Raw genomic sequence first — 25,183 nt, 5'->3', positions numbered from 1 at the left:
ACCGTGTTGTTTGTATTGTTAAGATAGAATCTTGCTTTAGATAAGACAGGTAGTTGTACCTGTTTTTAAGGAGAGGTGAAGTACAATTAGGGCATTAAGATTATTTGCCTATTTTTGCGGCAACAAAATTAAGATCAAAATGAGTACAACAAGAGGACCTATATCTCAATTCATGGAGCGCAATTATCTCCATTTTAATGCAGCCGCAATGATGGATGCAGCTAAGGGATATGAAACGCACTTAGATGAAGGTGGTAAAATGATGATCACGCTAGCTGGCGCGATGAGTACCGCAGAATTGGGAATTTCACTGGCTGAGATGATTCGTCAGGACAAAGTATCAATTATTTCATGTACAGGTGCGAATCTGGAAGAAGATATTATGAACCTTGTTGCGCACTCACATTATAAACGAGTTCCTAACTATCGCGACTTGAGCCCTCAGGATGAATGGGATTTATTAGAGAACCATTACAATCGTGTTACCGACACTTGTATTCCTGAAGAAGAAGCATTTCGCAGATTGCAAAAACATATTTATAAAATCTGGAAAGATGCAGACAATGCAGGAGAACGTTATTTCCCGCATGAGTTTATGTATAAAATGTTGTTAAGCGGAGATTTGGAACAATATTATGAAATTGATCCTAAGAATTCATGGATGCTGGCAGCGGCAGAAAAGAATTTGCCAATTGTTGTTCCGGGATGGGAAGATTCTACAATGGGTAACATCTTTGCCTCATATGTGATGAAATCAGAAGTTAAAGCAACTACCATGAAAAGTGGTATTGAGTACATGGGCTGGTTAGCAGATTGGTATATCAAAAACAGCGATGGTAAAGGAATTGGATTCTTTCAGATAGGCGGTGGTATAGCTGGAGATTTTCCTATATGTGTGGTTCCAATGTTGTATCAGGACTTGGAAATGGAGAATATTCCATTTTGGAGTTACTTCTGTCAGATCTCTGATTCGACAACTTCATACGGCTCATATTCAGGGGCAGTTCCTAATGAAAAAATTACCTGGGGTAAGTTGGATATAAATACACCGAAATTCATTGTAGAATCGGATGCGACTATAGTGGCGCCACTGATCTTTGCGTGGATATTAAAAATGTAATTTAAATTAACAAGTCCTGCTTTGAAAGTAGGACTTAAAATGGAATCAGTGATTTTTAAAAAAATGCTGATTTTCGTCGTTTAAAGCATAAAAAACGAACTATTTAGATTGATTATAAATTGTATTTACTGTCATTTATTTGTCATTGGTAAGTTAATAAATTTTACTTTTGTGGACGTTTTGGTGAAGGACCTAAGTTTAAAAGCCAATTGCGTTTATAAAGTTTTTTAAAAAATAGCATAAAATACTCATTATGAGGGATATCTCATTGATCGTTAGAAGAGTTTGGAAGTCGGCATTCATGTTTACGGCTCTATCTGTTTTAATCGTTTCTGCAACACAGGCACAAGATGTAGTAGAGGGCCGCAAACTATTTAAGGATAATTGTAATTCTTGTCACCAGTTAGATCGTAACAGTACTGGTCCGGCATTAACAGCAAAACTTAATGAGCTTGATGAAGCTTTTGCAATCAAGTGGATCAGAAACTGGAAAGCGTTAGTTGATGCAGGAGACAAGCAAGCCATAGAGGCTTCTAAGTTCTCAGCTGCGGAGATGACAACATTTCCACGTTTGACTGATGATCAAATTAAAAACATTATAGCTTACGCTAAGGCAGGTGAGCCTAAGAAAGAAGGAGATAAAGCAGCAACAGAAAGTGCTTCTGAAGGTGTTTCCAGTTTTTCAATCGCAGGGGTTGCCGCAATTATCCTGATATCTATTATTGTATTGATCGTTTTAGGTCGTGCGATAAAAATGTTAGAGCGTTTGATACTTCAAAAACAAGGAGTTGTTCTTGCGGAAGAAGATAGCGTTTCTTTAGGTACAGGTGTTAAAAGATTATTTAAGAATAAGAAATTTGTATTTTTCTTCATCCTGGGCTTAATTATAACCTTAGGTTCATTTGGCTGGATGGGTATGTGGGATACAGGTGTTCATACTGGTTACCAACCTGTACAACCGATCAAGTTCTCGCATGAGCTGCACGCAGGTACCAATCAAATTGATTGTCAGTATTGCCATGCTGGTGCATTTAAATCGAAAAACTCAACCATTCCATCTTTGAATGTTTGTATGAACTGTCACAAATCAGTGCAGGCAACAGAGAAATATGATGGCGAGATTTCACCAGAGATTCAAAAGATCTATACTGCCCTTGGATATGATCCGGCAACTATGACTTATGATCACTCAAAAGAAAAACCAGTTGAATGGGTTCGTGTTCACAACCTTCCTGACTTCGCTTACTTTAATCACTCTCAACACGTAGTTGTAGGTGAAGAAGCTATCAGAAAAGAGAAAGGTTTGAAACCTAATGAGCCTGTTTGCTTTGCATGTCATGGTCCGGTTGATACAATGGAAGAGATATATCAATACTCTCCACTTACCATGAAATGGTGTGTTAACTGTCATAAAGACACCAAACTTGAAGTTAAAGGAAATGCATTCTATGATAAGATCATTGAAGCGCATGAGAAAATCAAGAAAGGTGAGAAAATCACTCCTGCAGCTTTGGGTGGTTTAGAATGTGGTAAGTGCCACTATTAATTAGAGTTTAATAAAAAGAACGTTCGATAAACAGTAATATAGCTTAAATGGAAAGCAATAAAAAATACTGGAAAGGCTTAGAAGAGTATAAAAACACTCCGGATTTTGTTGAAAATAACAAAAACGAATTTGCTGAGCCACTTCCAATAGAAGATGTTTTAAATGAAGCAGGGTTAAGTACAGTAACTCCACGCCGTGACTTTTTAAAGGCTTTAGGCTTTGGGTTGGGTGCGGTAACGCTGGCAGCTTGTCAAACTGCTCCTGTTCACAAATCAATTCCTTACCTGGTTAAACCTGAAGAGGTAGTTCCGGGTATACCGAACTATTATGTTTCAAGTTTTAACGGACAAAGTGTTTTAGTTAAAACAAGAGAGGGAAGACCAATTAAAATTGAACCAAATCCTAATGCAGGAACGTTTAATTGTGGTACTGATGCTCAGGCTCAGGCTTCTGTATTGGATCTTTATGATGTTTCAAAACTTAAAGCTCCTGTATTAAAAGATGCAGAGAGTAACTGGGCTGAGATAGATAAGTTTGTACAGGCAGAGTTAAATAAGGCTCAGGCTTCAGGAAAGAAAATTCGTATTGTTTCATCTTCAGTAAGCAGCCCCTCTACTAAAGCGGTTGTTGCTGATTTTACAACTGCTTATCCAACTACTAAGCATGTTCAGTATGATGCTGTTTCTTATACAGGTATTATTAAAGCAAATGAAAATAGCTTTGGTAAAGCTGTTATTCCTAAATATAACTTTGATAAGGCTGATCTGATTGTAAGTTTCGGAGCAGACTTTTTAGGTACCTGGATTAGCGGAGAAGAATTTACTTCACAGTACGTTTCGAACAGAGATCACAAATCTTTGAAAGCTGGTAAGATGTCTCGCCACTTCCAATTCGAAGCTGGTATGAGCTTAACAGGAACAAACGCAGATACCCGTGTTCCGGTTAAATTATCAGAAGAAGGACCTGCTTTAATTGCTTTATATAATGCAATTACCGGAAACGCTTTAGCTGGTGCTGCTTTACCTAATAATGTTACTGCTGATAAAGCACTTAAATTAATAGCTAAAGAATTATTACAAAATAAAGGAAAGTCACTTGTAGTTTCAGGTTCGAATGATGTATCTACCCAAATATTGGTAAATGCAATTAACTCGGCAATTGGTAGCTACGGTACTACTATAGATCTTGATAACCCTTGTAAACGTTACGCTGGTAATGACGCAGAATTTGCTGAGTTTATCAACGAAATGAACAGAGGTGAGGTTGCTGCAGTATTTTTCTTAGATAGCAACCCTGCTTATGACGTTGCAAATGCTAAAGGATTTACTGATGGATTAGCTAAAGTTGGTTTAAAAGTTTCTTTCTCTGACAGAAAAGATGAGACTTCAACATTATGTAATGTAATTGCCATTAACCATAACTATTTAGAGTCGTGGGGTGATGCTAACGCATATGAAGGATATTATTCAATTGTACAGCCAACCATTAACCCTGTGTTTAACTCACGTCAGGCTGAGGAAAGTCTTTTAATCTGGTCTAACGGTCCGGTTAAAGAATATTATCAGTATGTACGTAATAACTGGGAAAAAAGCATTTTACCTGCTTTAGGTAAAACATGGCAAGATGTATTGCAAACAGGGGTTTTTGCTTCGGCATTGAAACCTGCCGGCACATATACATTTAGCTTATCGCTTGCAGCTGTAATACCTTCGATTGTAAATAACAGTAAGGCTTTAGCTAAAGATATCGAGTTACAGGTTTACGAAAGTATTCCGATGAGAGACGGTAAACATGCAAACAATGCATTCTTACAAGAACTACCTGATCCTGTTTCTAAAGTAACCTGGGATAACTACATTGCCTTAGCACCTAAATTTGCTAAAGAATTAGGCTTTAAAGAGTTTGATATTGTTTCGATAAAAGACGATAAAGGTTATGAAATTGAGTTACCTGTGCTTATTCAGCCAGGACAAGCTCAGGGAACAGCTTCAGTTGCTTTAGGTTACGGACGTACAAAGGTTGGTAAAGCTGGAGATAACGTTGGAAAAAATGCTTATCCATTTGTAAGCTTTACTAATGGTACTTCTAAGTATGCAACTACCGTTAAGCTTTCTGGAACAGGAAAAACTGAAGAGCTGGCTCAAACGCAAACTCACCACTCTTTTGAGGGTAGAAATATTATTCGCGAAGCTACTTTTACAGAATATAAAAAGAATCCCGCTGCTGGTTCAGGTAATGACCACGCAAAGCATAAAACTTACGATCTGTGGGATAAATATGAGAAGCCAGGTAACAACTGGGTTATGGCAATCGATTTGAATGCTTGTACTGGTTGTGGTTCTTGTATTGTTGCTTGTAACGTGGAAAATAACATTCCGGTTGTAGGTAAAACAGAGGTACGCAGACGTAGAGAGATGCACTGGATTCGTATTGACCGTTATTACAGCTTTAATGTTGAAGGTGAAGGTCATGCAGAAGAGGCACATGCTCATGGCGAACATGGAAATGGCATCAATTCAGTAACTAAAGAGAAAGAAATTGCTCATTTAGATAACCTTGATAACGTTTCTGTAGTTCATCAGCCAATGCTTTGTCAGCATTGTGATCATGCTCCTTGTGAGACTGTTTGTCCGGTATTGGCAACAGTACACTCATCAGATGGCTTGAACCACATGGCTTATAACCGTTGTGTGGGTACACGTTATTGTGCAAACAACTGTCCATATAAAGTGCGTCGTTTCAACTGGTTTAACTACTGGAATGATTCACGCTTCGATAACTACTTGAATAATGAATTTACTCAGTTGGTTCTTAACCCTGATGTAACTACGCGTTCAAGAGGTGTTATGGAGAAATGCTCTATGTGTATTCAGCGTATTCAAGCAGGTAAATTACAAGCTAAAATTGAAAAACGCCCGTTAAAAGATGGCGATATCAAAATGGCTTGTCAGCAAGCTTGTTCTGCCAATGCAATCATCTTTGGAGATGGCAACGATCCTAACTCGGAAGTATCTAAAGCATTACGTAGTGAACGTATTTACTATGTTTTAGAAGAGATAAACGTACAACCGGGTATAGGTTATATGACAAAAATTAGAAATACAGATACAACAGTACAAGCGTAAGCTGATATTAAAGAAAATAAATTATGTCAGGACATAACGAATCAATATTAAGAGAACCATTAATCACCGGCAAGAATATCACGTATGCAAAAATTACGGACGATATTTTAATGCCAGTTGAGAATAAGCCTAACAGGGCATGGTGGATTGGATTTATAATTGCACTTTGCGGTGCTACCCTTTGGGTAGTAGCTGTGGGGTATACCTTTTGGTTCGGTATCGGAGCATGGGGTTTAAATAAAACAGTAGGATGGGCCTGGGATATTACCGGTTTCGTATGGTGGGTAGGTATTGGTCACGCAGGAACGTTGATTTCGGCGGTATTATTACTCTTCCGTCAGAACTGGCGTAACTCTATTAACCGCTCTGCTGAGGCGATGACCATATTTGCCGTTATTTGTGCGGCTACATATGTTGTATCTCACATGGGTAGACCATGGTTAGCATATTGGGTACTTCCTTTACCAAATCAGTTCGGATCACTTTGGGTTAACTTTAACTCTCCACTAGTTTGGGATATGTTTGCGATCTCTACTTATTTCTCGGTATCGCTTTTATTCTGGTATACAGGTCTTTTACCTGATATCGCGACTATTCGTGACCGCGCAACCGGATTAAGACGTAAAGTTTATTCAATCATGTCATTCGGATGGGCTGGAAACGTTAAGACATGGCAACGATTTGAGGCTGTATCTATCATCTTAGCTGGTATCTCTACACCTCTGGTACTTTCGGTACACACGATTGTATCTATGGACTTTGCAACTTCGGTAATTCCAGGATGGCACACTACAATCTTCCCTCCTTATTTCGTGGCAGGGGCGATCTTCTCAGGATTTGCAATGGTGTTAACCTTATTATTGGTTGCACGTAAAGTATTAGGTCTTGAGAACTACATCACCATGTTCCACATTGAGTCGATGAATAAAATCATTATCTTAACCGGATCTATCGTAGGTGTTGCTTACTTAACAGAATTCTTCATTGCCTGGTATTCAGGTTCTGAATATGAGCAATATGCTTTCATCAACCGTTCAACAGGACCTTACTGGTGGGCATACTGGATGATGATGACATGTAACGTGATTTCTCCGCAGTTGTTATGGTTCAAAAAGATCCGTACCAGTATTGCAGCTACCTGGATCTTATCTATTGTAGTAAATATAGGTATGTGGTTTGAGCGTTTCGTAATCATTGTAACTTCATTACACCGTGATTACCTACCATCGAGCTGGGCTATGTTCTATCCATCTTGGGTTGACGTAAGTGTGTTCGTAGGATCAATAGGTGTGTTCTTTACGTTGTTCTTATTGTTCTTAAGAGTATTGCCTTCTATTGCTATAGCAGAGGTAAAACTATTACTTAAGAGTGCAAGTGAGCAAGCTAAACTGGAGCAGATTAAAGAAGGACATCTTGAAAAAGAACATGTAGCAGAATACATTGAGTCTTTAGAGAAATTTGATAGTGTTAAACAAGAAGATTACGCAAAAATATAACAATGAATAATATCAAATATATTTTAGGCAGTTTTGGTGATCCTGATGAAATGATGCATGGAATTCAAAAATTGCAGGATAATAACATTAAGATACATGATGTTTATACACCTATGCCAATCCACGGTATTGAGGCAAAGCTTGGTGTTAAACGTTCAAGGTTGGATATAGCAGCTTTCTTTTTTGGAATTACTGGTACAATGACCATGTTGTCATTTGTGTACTTTGCTGCAGCGTATGATTGGCCAATTAACATTGGTGGTAAACCGCATTTCGCATTACCGGATTTTATTCCAATTACGTTTGAGCTTACCATCTTATTTTGTGCTTTTGGTCTGGTTGGTTCTTACTATGCTTCAACCCATTTGTTTCCGGGAAGAGCTCCAAGAGTAATGGATTTAAGAGCAACAAATGACAGGTTTATTATTGCTATTGATGCAAAAGAAAATGCTGAGCACAGTAAGATAGATGATTTATTAAAAGAAGCTGGTGCTTTAGAAGTAAAGTATAATGAAAGGAAGTATGTTAGCTATGAATAGGAATAAAGTAGTTTTAACCTCGTTTTGTATTCTTGCCACTGCTGTTATTTTTTCAGCATGCAGAGATAAACGTAGTACGGGTTTAGAATACGCAAGGAATATGTATGATCCGATTGCTTATAACCCGGATCAGGCAAATAAGAACTTTGCAAATGGACAAACCGCACAAACTCCACCGAAACATACCGCTCCGGTTGGATTTGTTGAGGAAGATGTTTATCCAAATACAAAAGAAGGTTATGAAGAAGCTGGTGTTAAATTGATAAACAGTTTGCCATTAACCGAACAGAATCTTTTACAAGGTCAGCATTTATTTAATGCATTTTGCTCACCTTGCCATGGTAAAGAAGGTGATGGACAAGGTCACCTTGTTAAATTGGAAAAAATTAATGGTGTTCCATCATTTCATGATCCTGAGAAAACCTCTTCAAGGGGCGGTTTAATGAAAGATCTATCCGCAGGTAAGATTTATCATACAATTAAATATGGTGTTAACATGATGGGTTCATACGCATCTCAATTATCACCAGAAGAGAGATGGAAAGTAGTACTTTATGTACAACAATTACAAAAAGCAAAATAGAAAAGAAGAAATAAATGGGAACTCATAATTATAATTTAACTGAGCAGTTTGAGTTTACAGGTAAAGCAAAAAACCTAAGCATAATCGCTATAGTAATAGGATTATTGGCTATAGGCTATGGCTTTTCGGCTGAGGCGCTTCACGAGCGTACTTTTGCTAACCTGTTATTAATGGCTTATTACTTCGCTTGTGTCTGCATGTCGGGCGCATTCTTTTTAGCTGTTCAATTTGTAGCACAAGCAGGTTGGTCTGCTTCTATACTACGTGTACCTGAGGCAATGGCTAAAGCACTACCAATTGCGGTAGTTATTTTAATTGCTGTTATGGCTGCAGGTTTATATACTCACAATTTATATCATCACTGGAACGCTCCGGGGTTAACAGATCCTAACAGCGAAAACTTTGATAAATTAATACAAGGTAAATCAGCATTTTTAAATGTGCCTTTCTTTATGGCTCGTCAGGTAATCTTCCTGGGAGTATATAGTTTTTTTGCATTATTACTTGCCAGATTATCTAATAATGAAGATTTAGAAGGGGGCTTAAATTCTTACAGAAAGAGCTTTAAGTATTCTTGTGTATTTCTTGTAATCTATGGATTTACTACCCCAATATTTGCTTTTGATACTGTAATGTCACTTGAGGCACACTGGTTCTCTACTATGTTTGGCTGGTATAATTTCGCAGCAATGTGGGTTAGCAGTTTAGCTACTATTGCCATTATCCTTATCTTGTTAAGGAAATCAGGTTACATGGCTTGGGTAAACAACAGTCATTTACACAACTTAGGTCAGTTTATCTTTGGTTTCTCTATCTTCTGGACTTACGTATGGTTCGCTCAGTTTTTGCTTATCTACTATGCAAACATGCCTGAGGAGACTGTATATTTTTACAAAAGATTTGATAACTATGAGTTTTGGTTCTACCTGAATTTAATTTTAAACTTCCTTGCGCCATTATTGCTGTTGATGGACAGAGATAATAAAAGACAAGAAAATATTTTACTTACAGTGTCGATCATTGTATTGTGTGGTCACTGGGTTGATTATTACCAAATGATCATGCCTGGAACTGTAGAAGAGCACCATGGTTTTGGTATCATTGAAATTGGTACAGCGATAGGTTTTGTAGGTTTGTTTACCTTTACCGTTTTAAATGGATTAAGTAAAAAACCTTTGATCGCAAAGAACCATCCATTTTTACAAGAAAGTTTAAATCACCATTTATAATAGGTGATCTGGATAGGATATAATAAATAATAGTATAATAGAAGTACAGTGTTACTACTTTTAAGAAAATGAGTCTAAGAAAATTAATAAGTAATAAAACAATAGCGGCACTAGCAGTGATTGTAACTGCATTTGCAAATACAAGCGCGTTTGCGCAGGCTGCCGCTGCAACAGCAGAGAAACCTGTTGATATGGGGCCGGTTTATAAAACCGCGACGTTCTATGTTCTTGCATTTTTACTGGTTTGCTTATTTGTAGCAATAGTTGGTAAGGCATTAAAGGTTTATGAATTGACCCGTGAGGCACAGGATAAACCAAAAGGAATTAACTGGGATGCAATAAACGGAGGTTTATTCGCCTTATTCCTTATAGTAGGTTTATATGGTGTATATTGGGAATATACGGTTCATGGTAACATGATCTTACCTGAGGCTGCTTCTGAGCATGGTAAAAAGATAGATCAGATGTTTAATATTACATTGATTCTTACCACCATCGTTTTCATTGTTACACACATACTTCTATTTGCTTTTGCTTATTTCTACAAACACAGCGGAAAAAGGAAAGCTTATTACTATCCTCATAACAATACCATTGAGCGTATCTGGACAATCATTCCGGCGTTAGTTCTAACAGTTCTTGTACTTATGGGATTCCTTACCTGGAGATCTATATTCTATAAAGTTGAAGATCCTAATAACAAGCCTATCAGTATTGAGATAACTTCATCTCAGTTTGCCTGGGCAATTCGTTACGCAGGTGCCGACGGTGTGGTAGGACTTAAAAACTATAAATTAATTACTTCAGACAACGCTTTGGGTATTGATTTTAAAGATAAAAAGACATTGGATGATCAACTTGCAGAAGTAATGGTTATTCCAGTTAATAAGCCGGTTCGTTTGATTCTTACCAGTAAAGATGTGATCCACAGTTTTTATATGCCACATTTTAGAGTTCAGTTGAATACTGTACCAGGTATGACGTCATATTTTGAATTCACTCCTACAATTACTACTGAGGAGATGAAAGCTAAAACAAATGATCCTAAGTTTAAATATTTGTTCTTATGTAATAAGATTTGTGGTGATGGTCACTACAAAATGCAGAGAGAGGTTAAAGTTGTTTCACAAGCCGAGTATGACGCATGGGTTGCTGAATTGCCAACATACCTAACTGATGATTTAAGGAAGCAATTTAATTTGCCTGTAGCTTCGGCTCCTGCAAGTGAACCAGCTGCTGCAGCTCCTGCTGATACAGCTGCAAAAGATACTTCTGCAGTTAAAACGAATCAAATAGCTTTAAAAAAATAACAATACTGGAATAGCACATTATGTCAACTATATCATTACACGATACACATAACCACGATAGCCATGATGATCATGGTCATCACAAAGAGACTTTTTTAACGAAGTACGTCTTTAGTCAGGATCACAAGATGATCGCTAAACAGTTTTTGATAACTGGTATTATCATGGCTGTTATAGCAATGGGCTTATCTATATTGTTCCGTATACAATTAGCATGGCCAGATAAAAGTTTTCCTCTTTTAGAGACATTTTTAGGTAAATGGGCTGAAGGTGGGAGGATAAAACCCGACTTTTATCTGGCATTAGTTACCATACATGGTACCATCATGGTATTCTTTGTATTAACAGCTGGTTTGAGCGGTACTTTTAGTAACTTATTGATCCCTCTTCAAATTGGGGCAAGGGATATGGCATCGCCATTCCTTAACATGCTTTCATACTGGTTCTTCTTTACTGCGTGTGTGATCATGATGAGTTCATTCTTTATACAAACAGGACCGGCAAGTGCGGGATGGACGGTTTATCCGCCACTATCTGCATTACCAACTGCAATTAGTGGTTCTGGTTTAGGTATGACTTTATGGTTGATCAGTATGGTACTTTTCGTTGCATCATCTTTAATGGGTGGTATCAACTATGTAAGTACTATCTTAAACATGCGTACTAAGGGAATGGATTTGTGGAAAATGCCATTAACAATCTGGGCATTTTTCTTAACAGCTGTTTTAGGTATCTTATCTTTCCCTGTATTAGTTGCAGGTGTTGTATTGTTAGTGTTTGACCGTAGCTTTGGAACAAGTTTCTATCTTTCTGATATTGTTATGGGTACTCAAGTATTGCCAAACGAAGGTGGATCACCAATCTTATGGCAACACTTATTCTGGTTCCTGGGTCACCCTGAGGTATATATTGTAATCATGCCTGCAATGGGATTGTCTTCAGAGATTATGTCTGTGAATTCAAGAAAGCCAATTTTCGGTTACCATGCAATGATTTATTCACTAATCGGTATTACCATCTTATCATTCATCGTTTGGGGTCACCACATGTTTGTAACGGGTATGAACCCATTATTGGGTGGTGTGTTTATGATCACTACTTTGATTATTGCTGTTCCTTCGGCAGTTAAAACATTCAACTGGTTAGCTACACTATGGAGAGGTAATATCAGATTTACTCCAGCTATGCTGTTTGCTATTGGTATGGTATCATTCTTTATCTCAGGTGGTTTAACTGGTATATTCTTAGGTAATGCATCTTTAGATATTAACTTGCATGATACTTACTTCGTTATTGCTCACTTCCACCTTGTAATGGGGTCTGCTGCAATATTTGGTATGCTTGCAGGTGTTTATCATTACTTCCCTAAAATGTTCGGAAGATTAATGAGCAGTAAACTTGGTTATTTACACTTCTGGATCACATTTATTTGTGCTTATTTAGTGTTCTTCCCGCTACACTTCTTAGGTCTTGATGGGGTTCCTCGTCGTTACTATGCATTTACTGAGTTTGAGTTTATGCAGAAATGGGTTACTGTAAACATTTTGGTTACATGGTCTGCAATTATTGCTGCAATGGCTCAGGTTGCATTCTTATTTAACTTCTTCTATTCTATTTTCAAAGGCAAAGTATCATCTCAAAACCCTTGGGGTGCGAATACATTAGAGTGGACTACTCCTGTAGAACGTTTACATGGTAACTGGCCAGGTGAGATTCCAACTGTTTACCGTTGGCCATATGACTATAGCAAGCCAGGTGCCGAGGAAGACTTTATTCCTCAAACTGTGCCTTTCTCTCAAACTATGAGCTCTAATATGCCACATGATTTTGAAGGAAACGCTGAAGCTGAGCGTATACAGAGAGAGTGGGAAGAGAAAGAAGAAGCTGCAGGCAGAACAAAATTAGACTAGCATATAGTTTATAATATGATGGGGTATCTGCAGTAGGTAAATACTTACAACAGATACCTCATTTTTTTTAAATCTAATACAAACCATGGTTCCTAAATCTGAGAAGAGATTTATCAGGCTAAACCTTATAACGATAGTTGTAACCTTATTGCTAATCTTGGCAGGGGGGATAGTACGTAGTACAGGTTCTGGTATGGGATGTCCGGATTGGCCAAAGTGTTTTGATCAATATGTTCCTCCAACCTCGGCTTCGCAACTACCTGCAGACTACAAAGAAAAGTATGTAGCTGAACGTGTTGTAAAGAATGAACGTTTTGCTAAAACACTTGATAAGTTAGGTAAAGGACATCTTGCAGATAGCATAAGACATGATGAATCTATCTTACAACCAGAGACTTTTAATGTAGCAAAAACCTGGACGGAATATTTAAATCGTTTGATGGGGGCTGCAACCGGGTTTTTATTAGTTGGATTAGTTATCTATTCTTTTACCTATCGTAAAACAGCTAAACGTATAGTAGTTTTAAGCTGGGTGAATCTGGTAGTGGTCGCCTTTCAGGCATGGTTAGGTTCAATTGTTGTGTCAACCAATCTGGTTCCATGGATTGTTACGGTACACATGTTATTGGCTTTAGTAATTCTGGCCATATTGGTTTATACCTATAACTACGCACAGCAGATGCATAAGGCAGTAACCATAGTTATGGCTAAGGTAGTATGGTTAAAGGTTTTAATCTTTTTAGCTATAGTGGTAAGTGTGCTGCAAATTGTTTTAGGAACCGAAGTAAGAGAGGCTGTTGATGCTGTTTCAAAAGCTTTAATGTATAATGACCGCGAAAGCTGGTTAACCAGAGTAGGCAAGATTTTTTCTTATCATAGAGACTCAGCTATGGTTGTGCTTATATTGAACATCATTATATACAAGCTTGTTAAAGATAGGTTTAATGGTAAAGCTACCGCTTTAATGGTAGCCAATTCCATAGCAGTAGTTTTGATTATTCAGATAGTAACTGGATTAATATTGTCGAACTTTGCATTGCCTCCTTACGCTCAGGCATTACACATTTTATTTTCAACCTTACTATTTAGTCTGCAATACTATCTGTTCTTGTTAGTTTACAAAACAGATACTTACAATCAAGAGCATTAATAATATATAATTTGAAACAGTTTTTAACAGATTTTTCTAAGCTCATTAAATTCAGACTTACCTTTCTGGTAGTGTTTTCTGCATCAGTTACCTTTTTAATTGGGTCGCAGGTAGAAATCGCTGGAGTGGTTCCTGGAATAGACTGGACCAAATGGCTTATTTTAATAGCTGGGGGCTTCCTGGTTACCTCTGCAGCCAATTGTTTCAATGAGGTAATAGAGGTTGATCTGGACAAGTTAATGACCAGAACCAAGGACCGTCCAATGCCTGCCGGACATATGACCACTGGCCAGGGTTTGGTATCGGGGTTAGTAATGGGAATGCTTGGCACGTGGTTATTAGGGAAATTAAATATCGAAACAGGATTGTTATCCGTATTCTCGATATTTTTATATGCTTTTGCTTACACCCCTTTAAAGCGCAAATCACCTATCGCAGTATTTGTTGGGGCCATTCCGGGAGCTTTGCCCCCACTAATTGGTTACGTGGCAGCTCACGGAAAGATAGATGAAATTGCAGTAATACTTTTCCTTGTACAGTTTGTATGGCAGTTTCCTCATTTCTGGTCTATCGCATGGGTACTTGATGATGATTACAAGAAGGCCGGATTTAGATTGTTGCCTACTACTAAAAGAGATAAGGCAAGTGCATTTATAACATTTATCAGCACCTTAATATTAATTCCGGTTAGCTTGTTGCCAACATTCTATGGATTTGGTGGCTATTATATAGCTGGAGTGTCACTAATTGCGGGATTGGTGTTTGCATGGCTGGCATTTAAAATGTGGGTTAATATGGATTTGGCAAGTGCAAGGAAGGTAATGTTTTGTTCCTTCTTCTATCTTCCATTAGTGCAGGTGATTTTATTTTTTGATTTTATAGCTAAATAATTTAAGATGGTACACACATTAAATAAAGAGGATATGAAGTCTGCAGCACCTATAGATACTAAACCTAAGAAGTTTGTTATCTGGTTGTTTGTGGTTTCCTCAACTATTATGTTTGGAGGTTGGACAAGTTATTACATTGTTTTTGCAGCCTCAAAAGGTAAAGGCCACGGTTTGGTACTGCCTGATGTTTTTATGTATAGTACAGCTGCATTAGTAGGTAGCAGTATCTGTTTATTCCTGGCATCAAGAGCGCTAAGGAACGGGCAGATTCAAAAGCAGAGATTGTTCTTGTGGTTTACTATTGCCCTTGGATTAGTATTTGGTTACCTGCAGGTAGAAGCATGGTCGAGCTTATACCATAGCGGAGCAGCAATGGTAAATAATAATGCTGCTATTTCTGTTATTTATGTTGTTTCTGGTTTCCACTTACTGCACATTTTTGCAGGTTTATGTATTGTATTGAATGCCCTAATTGGGGCTTATAAAGAAATGCCGATAGAAACACGCAAGTACCGGATGGAAATTGCTTCTATATTTTGGCATTTTATAGATATATTATGGATATATCTGTATGTTTTTTTACTTTTGAACAGTTAGATTTTTTAACAAACTATTACTATTTACAAAATGAGTTCATTATCACAATTAGATCAGGTAAAAACTACTCCATGGAGTGGGGGCCGCTCGCCGTGGTCAGTAGAGTACGGCAAAATAATGATGTGGTTTTTTCTGGTTTCTGATGCATTCACATTTTCGTCATTATTGATCTATTACGGAGCGCAGCGCTTCAGTAAATTTACATGGCCAGATCCGGATTTGGTTTTCCAATCTATTCCAGGCATAACCGATAGTGGTGCTCCACTTGTATTTGTGGGTATTATGACGTTTATTTTGATCATGAGCTCGGTAACTATGGTACTTGCGGTAGAGGCTGGTCACAGACGCTCTAAGAAGGAAGTAGTGTGGTGGATGATTGCTACTATTATAGGTGGTTTAATGTTCCTGGGTTGTCAGGCTGCAGAATGGACACATTTGTTCCATGAAGGGTTTGGCTGGGGAAAGATTCCAACCATGGAAACGCTACATCATTTGTTTACCGGTGAGGTATCTACAGTATCTGCACTTCAGTTCTCAAATCTATTCTTTACAATAACAGGATTCCACGGATTCCACGTATTTAGCGGAGTGATCATTAACATCATCATCTTATGCATGACTATTAATGGTACTTTTGAAAAACGCGGACATTACTTAATGGTTGAAAAAGTTGGTTTATACTGGCACTTTGTAGACCTTGTCTGGGTATTCGTGTTTACATTCTTCTATTTAGTTTAATCTTTCTCAATTAAAATATTATGTCAGAAATACATACAGACCACTCTCACGACGAGCATGCACATGGTGAACATGCTGGGTTAGATAAAAAGAAAATTTGGCAGGTATTTGGTATCCTGCTTGCAATCACGGTAATTGAGTTTATTATTGCTTTGGTTCTTATACCAGGTGGCCACATGCCTCAGCATATAGGTAACTTCGTTTACATTGCCTTAACTTTATTAAAAGCATTCTATATCGTTGCGTACTTTATGCACCTTAAATATGAGAAGGTAGGGCTTCAGGTTTCTTTAACCGTCGTTTTTGTTTTTATCTTTTACTTTATTGTTTTGATGTTAATTGAAGGCGGCTACTTACACCTACATATGCCTTTAGTTTAATGAAGGGTACTCCAATAAAAAAAATATTAATCCTGGTCACCATATTAGCGGTACCAGGATTTTTGTATTATTTACTCCAGGAAAAAGGCAAAAACAGATACAGACCGCTTCCTATTTTTGGGCATAAAGAAGTTGCTGCTACATTTCACTCGGTTAGAGGGACACAGATTCCCGATACGATTTACCATGTAGTAAATGATTTTAAGCTGATCAACCAGAATGGAGATTCTGTTAGTTTGAGTAAATATGGAAGCAACATTTTAATATTAAGTCTGTTTTATACCAAAGGAGATGCGAATGGTGCTGGAGCGACAACCAGGGCTATGAAAGGTTTTAATGAAACCTATCAGCATAATAAAGCAGTTACTTTTGTAGGAATCAGTATTGATCCTGAAACTGATAAACCAGATGTACTTGCAGGTTATGCGAAGACACTTTCTGCAAAGGCAGGCAAGTGGGATTTACTAACGGGAGATAGCACACAGTTATCGACATTGATAAAAAAAGGATTGTCCTTAGATGCCCATCAGGAAAAGATTGGCACTGAGAACAAATTTATTCATAGCAATATGCTAGTATTGCTTGATAGCCATCGTCGCATTAGAGGCTATTATGAGGCCACAAATCAGGAGGCCTTAACAAAGCTGGATGATGAAATTAAAGTGTTGCTGGCAGAGGAGTTGAGAAACTCCAGAGACGGAAGATAAGAAGTTCCAAATAGATAGAATATGAATTTTAATGATAAGTTTTTTTTAAGATTAATATGGATTGTAACAGCGGTTGTGTTACTTGTGGTTATCGCGTTAAAGTTAGTACCACCTCCAGAGCCTACACCATCTTTCATCTATCTATTTCCACATATAATAGGAGGCATTAATGCAACTTGTGCAATACTCCTTATTGTGTCTTTAATTTTTATAAAAAAGAAAAACATCCAGGCCCATAAAGTAACGAATGTTATCACATTTATCCTTTCGGCAATCTTCCTCCTTTTTTATATCGTTTTTCACCTCTATGAAAAAGATACTAAGTATGGAGATGTTGATCATAACGGGGTATTGTCGGCAATTGAATTGGCCGCAGTTGGGTCAACCCGTTATATCTATTTCTTTATACTGGCTACACACATTATTCTTGCTATTGTTGTTTTACCCTTAATCCTTGTGAGCTTTTTAAGAGGATTTAATATGCAGGTGGAACGTCACAAAAAAATTGTTAGGTGGGCTTATCCGGTATGGCTGTATGTTGCTGTAACTGGGGTAATAGTATACCTAATGATATCACCTTATTACAATTTTTAGACTGGTTTCTGACTATTCTTAAAATGTGTTACAGTTTCTTTGCTTATATTTGCAACATGAAAAAGGTAGCAGTTATCTTCCTCTTTATGATCCTGATCACAGTATCATCGTCAAATAATGTGAATGCGCAATGTGCCATGTGTACTGTGAGTGCTGAACAAAGTGTAAAGAACGGTAATACTCAGGGAAAAGGTTTAAACTCAGGTATTTTGTACCTTTTGGCTATTCCTTATCTTCTAATATCAGGAATGGGCGTGTTGTGGTATATAAAATATCGCAAAAGAACTGTTAATTATGCAGAAAACGTCTAAGTTATACGCACTCGTCCACGGTAAATGCCCTCAATGCAGGAGAGGCGATATCTTTACGGGAAGTCTTTATGGCTTTAACGTACAGCACACCAATACCATTTGTGGCCATTGCGGTCAACGTTTTGAAATTGAGCCAGGTTATTTTTACGCGGCCATGTATGTGAGCTATGCTATGAATTGTGCAGAGATGATTGCATTAGGTATAGCTACTTATGTATTTTCAGGAGGTAATCTTGAGTTTGAATCTTTATGGCTTTATCTTACTGTAATCTTTACAGGATGTTTAATTTTGGCACCTTTCAATTATCGTTATTCCCGGGTGATTTTATTACATTGGCTTTCTCCAAAAATAAAGTATAACGCCTATTACGACAAGCCATGATTAAGTCAGAAACATTAGCTTTTATTAAAGACGTAGCTCAAAACAACAACCGGGAATGGTTCGCAGAAAACAAGGGCAGGTATGAAACTGCGAAAACAGATGTATTGGCATTTATTGATCAGCTGATACCCAAATTAGCAGCTGTAGACCCTGAATTTCCTATCGATACAGCAGCAAAAAAATGTCTGTTACGTATTTATAGGGATGTTCGTTTTAGTAAAAATAAAGATCCATATAAAAATAACTTTGGAATCTCTTTTAGTATAAAAGGGAGCAATATACATGGTCCGGGATATTATCTTCATATACAGCCGGGAGAATGTTTCCTTGGCGCTGGATTTTGGATGCCTGAAGCTCCTGTTTTAAAAAGTATAAGAGAAGAGATAGATTATAATACTTCCGAATTTCTGAACATAATTGATAACAAAAGTTTTAAAAATACTTTTACGCTAAGTCAGGAAGATACGTTAAAAAATGCCCCGAAAGGCTATGATACTGATCATCCTCAAATAGAATATCTAAAACTTAAGAGCTTTATAGCAGTATGTCCTTTAAGGGATGATGAATTCCTAAAACCAGGAATCGTTGATAAGTTGAAAACTGCTTTTGAAAATGTTTATCCTTTTATTCTATTTTTGAGAAACGCAGTAGCGCAATAAACTTATTGAAAAACGCGTATAGGGTTAGAGCTCTAAATGATGGGCTTGCGCGAATTTTCCTGATCACTAAATTAATAACACATTAATGAAAAAAATTAGCTTATTCTTATTCGTTGGGCTGTTTGCCAGTGCATTCAGTTCGTGCGTAGTTCTGTCTCCTAAAAAGTATAAATCATTACTAGCAACACAAGATTCATTAAAAACAGGATGGGGAGAATCGCAATTAAAGAATGAAAATCTGGAGGGTCTGATTGCAAGGTTAAAAAAAGATACTACCGGATTAAGCAGTGCATTAAACGATCTGAAGAACAAGTATTCCGAAATGGATAGTAATTATGCTAAACTAAAGAATAAGAGTTCTACGGAGATCAACAAGCTTTCGAATGATTTAAAAACACGTGAGCAACGCTTAAAAGAAGTGGAAGAGATATTACGTAAACGTGATGAGGCTACCAATCAATTAAAGGAAAAACTGCAGCAGGCACTTCTAGGATTTACTAAAAACGGTTTGACTGTGGAGATTAGAAATGGTAAAGTATATGTTTCTCTTACTGATAAATTGCTATTCCCTTCTGGAAGTATTATTATTGACGAGAAGGGGAAACAAGCTTTAAGTCAACTGGCAGATGTATTAAAGCAACAGCCCGAAATTAACATCGCTGTTGAAGGTCATACAGATTCTCAAAAAATAACTAACCTTGGACAAATTAAAGACAATTGGGATTTAAGTGTTTTGCGATCAACATCGGTGGTGCGCTACCTCACAGAAGTTAGTAAGGTTGAGAGTGTGCGTATGACAGCAACGGGAAAAGGCGAATTTCAGCCGTTGGATGCCAATACCACAGCGGAGGGCAGAAGCAAGAATCGTAGAATTGAGATCGTTCTTTCGCCTAAATTGGACGAGTTGTATGATTTGATCAAACAATAATTTCAAAGCTTGGTAGCACACAAATAAAAATGGCCCGTTAATATTTAACGGGCCATTTTACTTAAATTCTTAAAGGTTTGGGCGATTTAAAAAGGACTGTCGAAATCTTTGAAAGTGGGCAATATCAGGTCTTTGTCAGAGAGGATCAGATCTTCTTTTGCAATGCTACTACTCCAATCGATGTTGATATCAGCATCATTCCATATTACACCAATTTCGGAAGCCTTGTCATAGTAATTAGTTACTTTATAGGTGAAAATAGTATCATCCTCAAGAGTTAAAAAACCATGTAAAAATCCTGGTGGAACCCATAATTGTTTATGGTTATCGCCACTAAGTTCTATACTGAAATATTGGCCAAAAGTTTCAGACTGTTTTCTGATATCTACTGCTATATCTAAAACGCTGCCTTGTAGAACCCTTACTAACTTACCTTGCTCAAATGGGGCTTTTTGAGCATGAAGTCCACGTAAAGCACCTTTCTGAGAAAAAGATTGATTGTCTTGTAGAAAGGTAGCATCAATACCTGCGTCTGAAAACAACTTTGAATTGTAGCTTTCGTAAAAATATCCCCGGTTGTCTTTCCAAACCTTGGGCTCAATAACCAGAAGGTTAGCAATGGGAGTCTCTATAATATTCATAAATAGGATTAAGCGATATATTCCATCAGAGAGGTAAAGGACACCTGCTGATTTTTAAAATTTTCATTCACTTCGGCTAGTAAAGCAGGTGCAAAGTTATCCTGGTAGGCTAAGTAATTATCCATGTTTTCGGCTATATACTGCGCACAGTATGTTACACCTTCATTTGGAGAGTCAACTACTTTAAGAAGCCTATTGGATACAAATAATCCTGTTTGCATTACTTGTGGAATGTGGATCTCCTGCATCCATTGAAGCCAGCGATCTGCTGAGTTATCTTCGATAATTGTGGTTACATTGTATAATAACATGGTGCAAAGATAGAACTATGTACCAATATTATCCCCACGAAGTTTCCTAAAACGCTTACGGGCCTCTGTGGTAAACATACTACCTGGATAGTCACTAATCAGTTTCTGATATAATGCTTTAGCTTCTTCATTATTCTTCAGGTTTTTCTCATATAGGTCTGCTAATGTAAATAGCGCATCGTCGGCCCAAAGACTGGTTCCTTGTTGGTCTATAAGTTCTTTAAGGACCTTTATGGCATTATTTATTTCATTTGTTTTGATATATATTCTGGATTTTGCCATTAATATGTCATCAGTCAAGCTATTGTTTGGGAAGGCGATTGCAATGCTGTCCAGTTTTATGAGAGCCTTTGCAGGAAGATTTCGAAACTGAAGCATCTCCGCATCAGCATACATTTTAAGTGCATTGCTGTCTACCTTAGATTGAAGATTATCGGAAATCATTAAACTCAAGTTTAATGCATCATTAGCAATTAATTGAGATGTTGATGCCTTTAAAACATCTGCCTGGGATTTTGCATAGGAGAAACTGCCCTGATAAAAAGAAAGTTTTGCTGAGCGGAAATGAGCTTCGTTTCCTACAGCTTGGTTTTCAAACTGCTTAGCTACCTGTTCGTAAATTAAAAAAGCCTCCCAGGGTTGTTGTGTCAATATATAAATATCTCCAAGATCGAGTTTCATCTGGCCTGTTTCGGCTGCAGAAAGGCCAGTGATAGTTAATGCGTCTTCTAACGTTTTTTCAGCCTTAGGTAAGTCGTTAAGATAATATGCTTGTAAGTTAGCCAGTTTCTTCATTGCAAAAACTGTTTGAGCAGTTTTTCCATACTCATCAATTATAGAACCGTATTCTGTAGCAAGATCTGTAATTGCTTTTTTATCAAATTGACCGGTGATTACCAGCTGATATTTTGCATCTATCATTTCTACCTTTGCGGGTAAAAAATATGGATTCTCCTTGCCTTTACTTACAATGTACTCAAAGGCCTTTATAGCAGTAGTATAGGCTTGATTAGCAATAAAAGTATTGGCCGTATTGAATAATATAGCTCCATCATCCTTAACTCGTTTATCCTGCGCTATTAGCTGCCTTAATGCCATTTCGTATTCTTGCTGCTGAAGATATTGCCATATTAAAAGTTTGGTATAAATCTCTGTTTGCGGTTCCTTCTGTATTTTTTTTAACAAGGCAGCTTGTAAAATAAGGTAATCGGCGTTGTCTTCAAAAATAGAAGAGAGTACACTTTCTGCCTGGGGCAATAATTCAGGCATTTGAGCGAGTGCATTAATGTACTCCTGCACAAGCATGTTCTTATCCTTTTTAAAACGATATATACTTAAAAGTTCGTAAGTGAAAATCTTTTCATTGTTAAGCATCTTTCTTCCTTGTAAGAAGGTTGATATAGCGAGATCATATGCCTGAAAGCTATAGAATATATTAGCAACCTCTCTTATCTTAAACTCATCTGCCGGCAAATTGTTCAGCGTTTCTGAGTATGCCTTATTTGCCGCATCTATTTGTCCCTTTTCCTGATAAACACGGGCAAGAGCCATTGTATAATGTAAGTTTTTTGGATTTTGTTTAATTAGTTTTTTGGCAATCTTTTCGGCCTCATCTAGTTTTTTGAGCTTAATAAGGGAGGTATACCAGAGGTCAAAATAAGTATCATTCTTAGTCGCATTGAACAATTTCTCCAGTAAAACAGAGGCTTCCTGATACTGGCCTTGCTGGTAATATTGAAAAGCCAATCCTTCATCAACGCTGCTTTGAGCTGAGCAAAGAAAGCTTGTATAAGAGAATAATAAAATCAGAATTAATTTTTTCATCAGGGATGGACTATCAATAGAGTCCCTAAAATAATGATTTGAATTCTAATTTCCCTTCTATTGGTAAAAACATAAAAGCGTATTTTAAATGTTACTCAAGGAATGTTTTCTATTATTTAATATTTATTTTCTTTGGTTATGAGGCAATTATTGATTTGACGGGTTTTAAAGATTGTTTCTAAGGAACGGATAATTCATATTAGTTAAATATTTAATTTATTTTGAGCATATTGAAATGGGGGTTTAAGGTAACAATATTGGTGTAAACTGATTTACACTGGTAGGGTTCCGTAGCTTTGTAAGCAGAAAAATGATATGGTTGTATTTAAAAAATATTTTTTTCTTTTCTTATCACTTTTTGCTTTAGCCTGTACACAAAAGGGGGGAGTGAGAGTTATGCCTATCGACGATTTTTTTAAATCGCAAAATAGGATAGGCTATAGGGTTTCACCAGATGCCAGGAACTTGTCTTATCTGAAATTAGAGGGCAAGAATCAAAATTTATATGTTGAGGATATTGAGACAGGTAAGGGGAAAAAGATAACTCAATTAAAGGAAAAGAGCATTATCTTCTATTTTTGGGTAAGTAAGGATGAGCTCATTTATTATAAAGAAACGGATCCTGCGCTTAGGCTCTCTGATATATTTATTATTAATAAGGATGGTAAGAATGAGCGGCAGCTAACGAATAACGAAAAGAGCAGAATAAAGGTTCTTGATGATCAATTGATGGACGATAAATACCTGCTTGTCTCGTCTAACAAAAGAGACTCAACAGTTTTTGATGTTTATCGTTTAAATGTTCGTAATGGGGAAATGCAAATGGCTGCAAAAAATCCGGGAAATATTACAGACTGGACCACAGATTCTGAAGGTAAACTCCGATTGGCAACAAGCAGTGATGGTGTAAATGAAACATTGTTATACAGAGAAAGCGAAAACGACGCATTTAAGCCGATAGTAACAAATAACTTTAAAAATACGTTAAGACCAATTGCTTTTGCTAAAAATAAACTAAACGTTATTTATGCTATTTCCAATGTAAACCGTGATAAAGGGGCCTTGGTTGAGCTTGATTGTAAGACCGGGAAAGAGATTAAGGTTTTGTTTGGTGACGAGACTATAAATATTACTGACGCTCAGTATTCAAGGAGAAAGCAGAAAATGTCTTTTGTTGTTTATGAAACCTGGAAAAAAGAGAAGCATTATCTGGATGATTCGGTAAAATTAATTTACAATAATCTGGATAAATTACTCCCTAAAACAGAAACAAGGATAATTGATAGGGATAAAGCAGAGACCGTTTTTATTGTAAGAACGTTTACCGATCGTAATCCAGGGTCCTACTACCTTTATTTTTCTGAAACAGGGAAAATTCGAAAATTGAGCGATTTCAATTCAGCTATTAATGAAGACGAAATGTGCGAGATGAAACCTGTCAGTTATGTTTCAAGAGATGGGATGAAAATAGAGGGATATCTAACATTACCTTTAAAAATGAAAGCCGAGAATTTGCCGGTTGTAGTGCTGCCTCACGATGGGCCAGTGGCAAGAGATATTTGGGGTTATAATCCAGAAGTGCAGTTTCTTGCAAACAGAGGATATGCTGTTTTTCAAGTAAACTACAGAGGGTCTACTGGTTATGGTAAAGCTTTTATGGCTGCTGGTTTTAAAGAGTGGGGATGTAAAATACAACATGACATTAATGATGGCGTTAAGTGGCTGATCAGTAAAAAAATTGCCGATCCTAAAAGGATTGGAATATATGGAACTGGTTTTGGTGGATACATTGCACTTAATGGTTTATATTCTGAAAATAAGACTTATGCATGTGGTGCTTCAAATTCTGCGGTGATTAATTTATTCACTTATTTGAAATCAATACCACCATTTTTAAAACCGAAATTACAAATGTACTATGAGGTTATAGGAAATCCACTTACTGACGTAGATAAAATGCGCCAGTCTTCTCCCTTGTTTCAGGTAGATAGGATAGAGAAACCTTTATTTATTGCTCAAAACACCAAGGATCCGAATATAAATGCTGGTGAAACCATACAGTTCGTAAAAAATCTCCAAAAGAGAAATATAAGCGTGACTTATTTGGAAAATGATGGTGATCCATTCTATAGTAAAAACGATGAGGGACGACAAAAACTATATACAGCTCTTGAATCGTTTTTAGAAGTTAACCTAAAAAAGAAGTAAAATCA

Annotated in this window: 24 protein-coding genes; 21 read left to right on the top strand and 3 right to left on the bottom strand. The window is 37.1% G+C overall.

Features of this window, described 5'->3' with window-relative positions:
- Positions 1–139: 139 nt before the first annotated feature.
- The 20 genes from HQN86_RS15085 to HQN86_RS14990 all read left to right on the top strand — a co-directional run bounded on the left by HQN86_RS15085 (position 140) and on the right by HQN86_RS14990 (position 20,194).
- Complete coding sequence (locus HQN86_RS15085; RefSeq protein ID WP_172661725.1) at positions 140–1,120, top strand: deoxyhypusine synthase family protein; 981 nt, start codon at positions 140–142, stop codon at positions 1,118–1,120.
- A gap of 253 nt (positions 1,121–1,373) precedes the next feature.
- A complete protein-coding gene (locus HQN86_RS15080) occupies positions 1,374–2,666 on the top strand; it encodes a c-type cytochrome (protein WP_246269619.1) in 1,293 nt (430 codons plus the stop codon).
- Positions 2,667–2,713: 47 nt separating this feature from the next.
- Positions 2,714–5,791, top strand: a complete 3,078-nt coding sequence (locus tag HQN86_RS15075) for a TAT-variant-translocated molybdopterin oxidoreductase (RefSeq protein ID WP_172661723.1) — start codon at positions 2,714–2,716, stop codon at positions 5,789–5,791.
- A gap of 23 nt (positions 5,792–5,814) precedes the next feature.
- A complete protein-coding gene (gene nrfD / locus HQN86_RS15070; protein WP_048907762.1) occupies positions 5,815–7,287 on the top strand; it encodes an NrfD/PsrC family molybdoenzyme membrane anchor subunit in 1,473 nt (490 codons plus the stop codon).
- Positions 7,288–7,289: 2 nt separating this feature from the next.
- Entirely contained in the window at positions 7,290–7,826 is a 537-nt protein-coding gene (locus HQN86_RS15065; RefSeq protein ID WP_048907761.1) for a DUF3341 domain-containing protein, read from the top strand.
- Positions 7,819–8,409, top strand: coding sequence for a c-type cytochrome (locus HQN86_RS15060; RefSeq protein ID WP_306413930.1), 591 nt, complete (start codon positions 7,819–7,821; stop codon positions 8,407–8,409). Before HQN86_RS15065 ends, HQN86_RS15060 begins: the two co-directional genes overlap by 8 nt.
- A 14-nt stretch (positions 8,410–8,423) precedes the next feature.
- The gene (locus tag HQN86_RS15055; protein ID WP_172661720.1) at positions 8,424–9,638 is read left to right on the top strand and encodes a quinol:cytochrome C oxidoreductase; all 1,215 of its coding nucleotides are present in this window, start codon (positions 8,424–8,426) and stop codon (positions 9,636–9,638) included.
- Positions 9,639–9,706: 68 nt separating this feature from the next.
- A complete protein-coding gene (locus HQN86_RS15050; protein ID WP_172661719.1) occupies positions 9,707–10,948 on the top strand; it encodes a cytochrome c oxidase subunit II in 1,242 nt (413 codons plus the stop codon).
- Positions 10,949–10,968: 20 nt separating this feature from the next.
- The gene (locus tag HQN86_RS15045) at positions 10,969–12,858 is read left to right on the top strand and encodes a cytochrome c oxidase subunit I (RefSeq protein WP_172661718.1); all 1,890 of its coding nucleotides are present in this window, start codon (positions 10,969–10,971) and stop codon (positions 12,856–12,858) included.
- An 85-nt stretch (positions 12,859–12,943) separates the two neighbouring features.
- Complete coding sequence (locus tag HQN86_RS15040; RefSeq protein ID WP_172661717.1) at positions 12,944–14,008, top strand: COX15/CtaA family protein; 1,065 nt, start codon at positions 12,944–12,946, stop codon at positions 14,006–14,008.
- Positions 14,009–14,019: 11 nt separating this feature from the next.
- A complete protein-coding gene (gene cyoE, locus HQN86_RS15035; RefSeq protein ID WP_048907755.1) occupies positions 14,020–14,898 on the top strand; it encodes a heme o synthase in 879 nt (292 codons plus the stop codon).
- A 6-nt stretch (positions 14,899–14,904) separates the two neighbouring features.
- Positions 14,905–15,495, top strand: a complete 591-nt coding sequence (locus HQN86_RS15030) for a cytochrome c oxidase subunit 3 (protein WP_172661716.1) — start codon at positions 14,905–14,907, stop codon at positions 15,493–15,495.
- A 30-nt stretch (positions 15,496–15,525) separates the two neighbouring features.
- Entirely contained in the window at positions 15,526–16,233 is a 708-nt protein-coding gene (locus HQN86_RS15025; protein WP_099440523.1) for a cytochrome c oxidase subunit 3, read from the top strand.
- 20 nt (positions 16,234–16,253) lie between these two features.
- Positions 16,254–16,613, top strand: coding sequence for a cytochrome C oxidase subunit IV family protein (locus tag HQN86_RS15020; protein WP_172661715.1), 360 nt, complete (start codon positions 16,254–16,256; stop codon positions 16,611–16,613).
- Complete coding sequence (locus HQN86_RS15015) at positions 16,613–17,320, top strand: SCO family protein (RefSeq protein WP_172661714.1); 708 nt, start codon at positions 16,613–16,615, stop codon at positions 17,318–17,320. Before HQN86_RS15020 ends, HQN86_RS15015 begins: the two co-directional genes overlap by 1 nt.
- A 21-nt stretch (positions 17,321–17,341) precedes the next feature.
- A complete protein-coding gene (locus HQN86_RS15010; protein WP_172661712.1) occupies positions 17,342–17,914 on the top strand; it encodes a DUF420 domain-containing protein in 573 nt (190 codons plus the stop codon).
- Between the two features lie 56 nt (positions 17,915–17,970).
- A complete protein-coding gene (locus tag HQN86_RS15005) occupies positions 17,971–18,225 on the top strand; it encodes a hypothetical protein (protein ID WP_172661711.1) in 255 nt (84 codons plus the stop codon).
- A complete protein-coding gene (locus tag HQN86_RS15000; RefSeq protein WP_172661710.1) occupies positions 18,209–18,607 on the top strand; it encodes a DUF983 domain-containing protein in 399 nt (132 codons plus the stop codon). The genes HQN86_RS15005 and HQN86_RS15000 overlap by 17 nt, the downstream gene beginning before the upstream one ends.
- Positions 18,604–19,266 (top strand): DUF2461 domain-containing protein, encoded by a 663-nt coding sequence (locus HQN86_RS14995; protein WP_172661709.1) that lies wholly within the window; start codon positions 18,604–18,606, stop codon positions 19,264–19,266. Before HQN86_RS15000 ends, HQN86_RS14995 begins: the two co-directional genes overlap by 4 nt.
- An 85-nt stretch (positions 19,267–19,351) precedes the next feature.
- Positions 19,352–20,194, top strand: a complete 843-nt coding sequence (locus HQN86_RS14990) for an OmpA/MotB family protein (protein WP_172661708.1) — start codon at positions 19,352–19,354, stop codon at positions 20,192–20,194.
- Positions 20,195–20,280: 86 nt separating this feature from the next.
- Here HQN86_RS14990 and rfbC read toward each other — a convergent pair whose 3' ends face one another.
- The 3 genes from rfbC to HQN86_RS14975 are packed head-to-tail and all read right to left on the bottom strand — an operon-like array spanning position 20,281 to position 22,970.
- Positions 20,281–20,835, bottom strand: a complete 555-nt coding sequence (gene rfbC / locus HQN86_RS14985) for a dTDP-4-dehydrorhamnose 3,5-epimerase (RefSeq protein ID WP_172661707.1) — start codon at positions 20,833–20,835, stop codon at positions 20,281–20,283.
- Between the two features lie 8 nt (positions 20,836–20,843).
- Positions 20,844–21,146: a DUF4286 family protein gene (locus HQN86_RS14980; RefSeq protein ID WP_172661706.1), complete on the bottom strand. Its 303-nt coding sequence runs from the start codon at positions 21,144–21,146 to the stop codon at positions 20,844–20,846.
- 15 nt (positions 21,147–21,161) lie between these two features.
- Positions 21,162–22,970 (bottom strand): tetratricopeptide repeat protein, encoded by a 1,809-nt coding sequence (locus tag HQN86_RS14975; protein WP_172661705.1) that lies wholly within the window; start codon positions 22,968–22,970, stop codon positions 21,162–21,164.
- A gap of 315 nt (positions 22,971–23,285) precedes the next feature.
- On the opposite strand from HQN86_RS14975, the gene HQN86_RS14970 reads away from it, so the two are divergent.
- Positions 23,286–25,178 (top strand): S9 family peptidase, encoded by a 1,893-nt coding sequence (locus HQN86_RS14970; RefSeq protein WP_172661704.1) that lies wholly within the window; start codon positions 23,286–23,288, stop codon positions 25,176–25,178.
- Positions 25,179–25,183: the final 5 nt, after the last annotated feature.

The sequence above is a fragment of the Pedobacter panaciterrae genome (assembly GCF_013204795.1).
Classification (GTDB): domain Bacteria; phylum Bacteroidota; class Bacteroidia; order Sphingobacteriales; family Sphingobacteriaceae; genus Pedobacter; species Pedobacter panaciterrae.
Note: the sequence above shows the minus strand (reverse complement) of the source record. Positions and strands in the feature narration are given on the sequence as shown.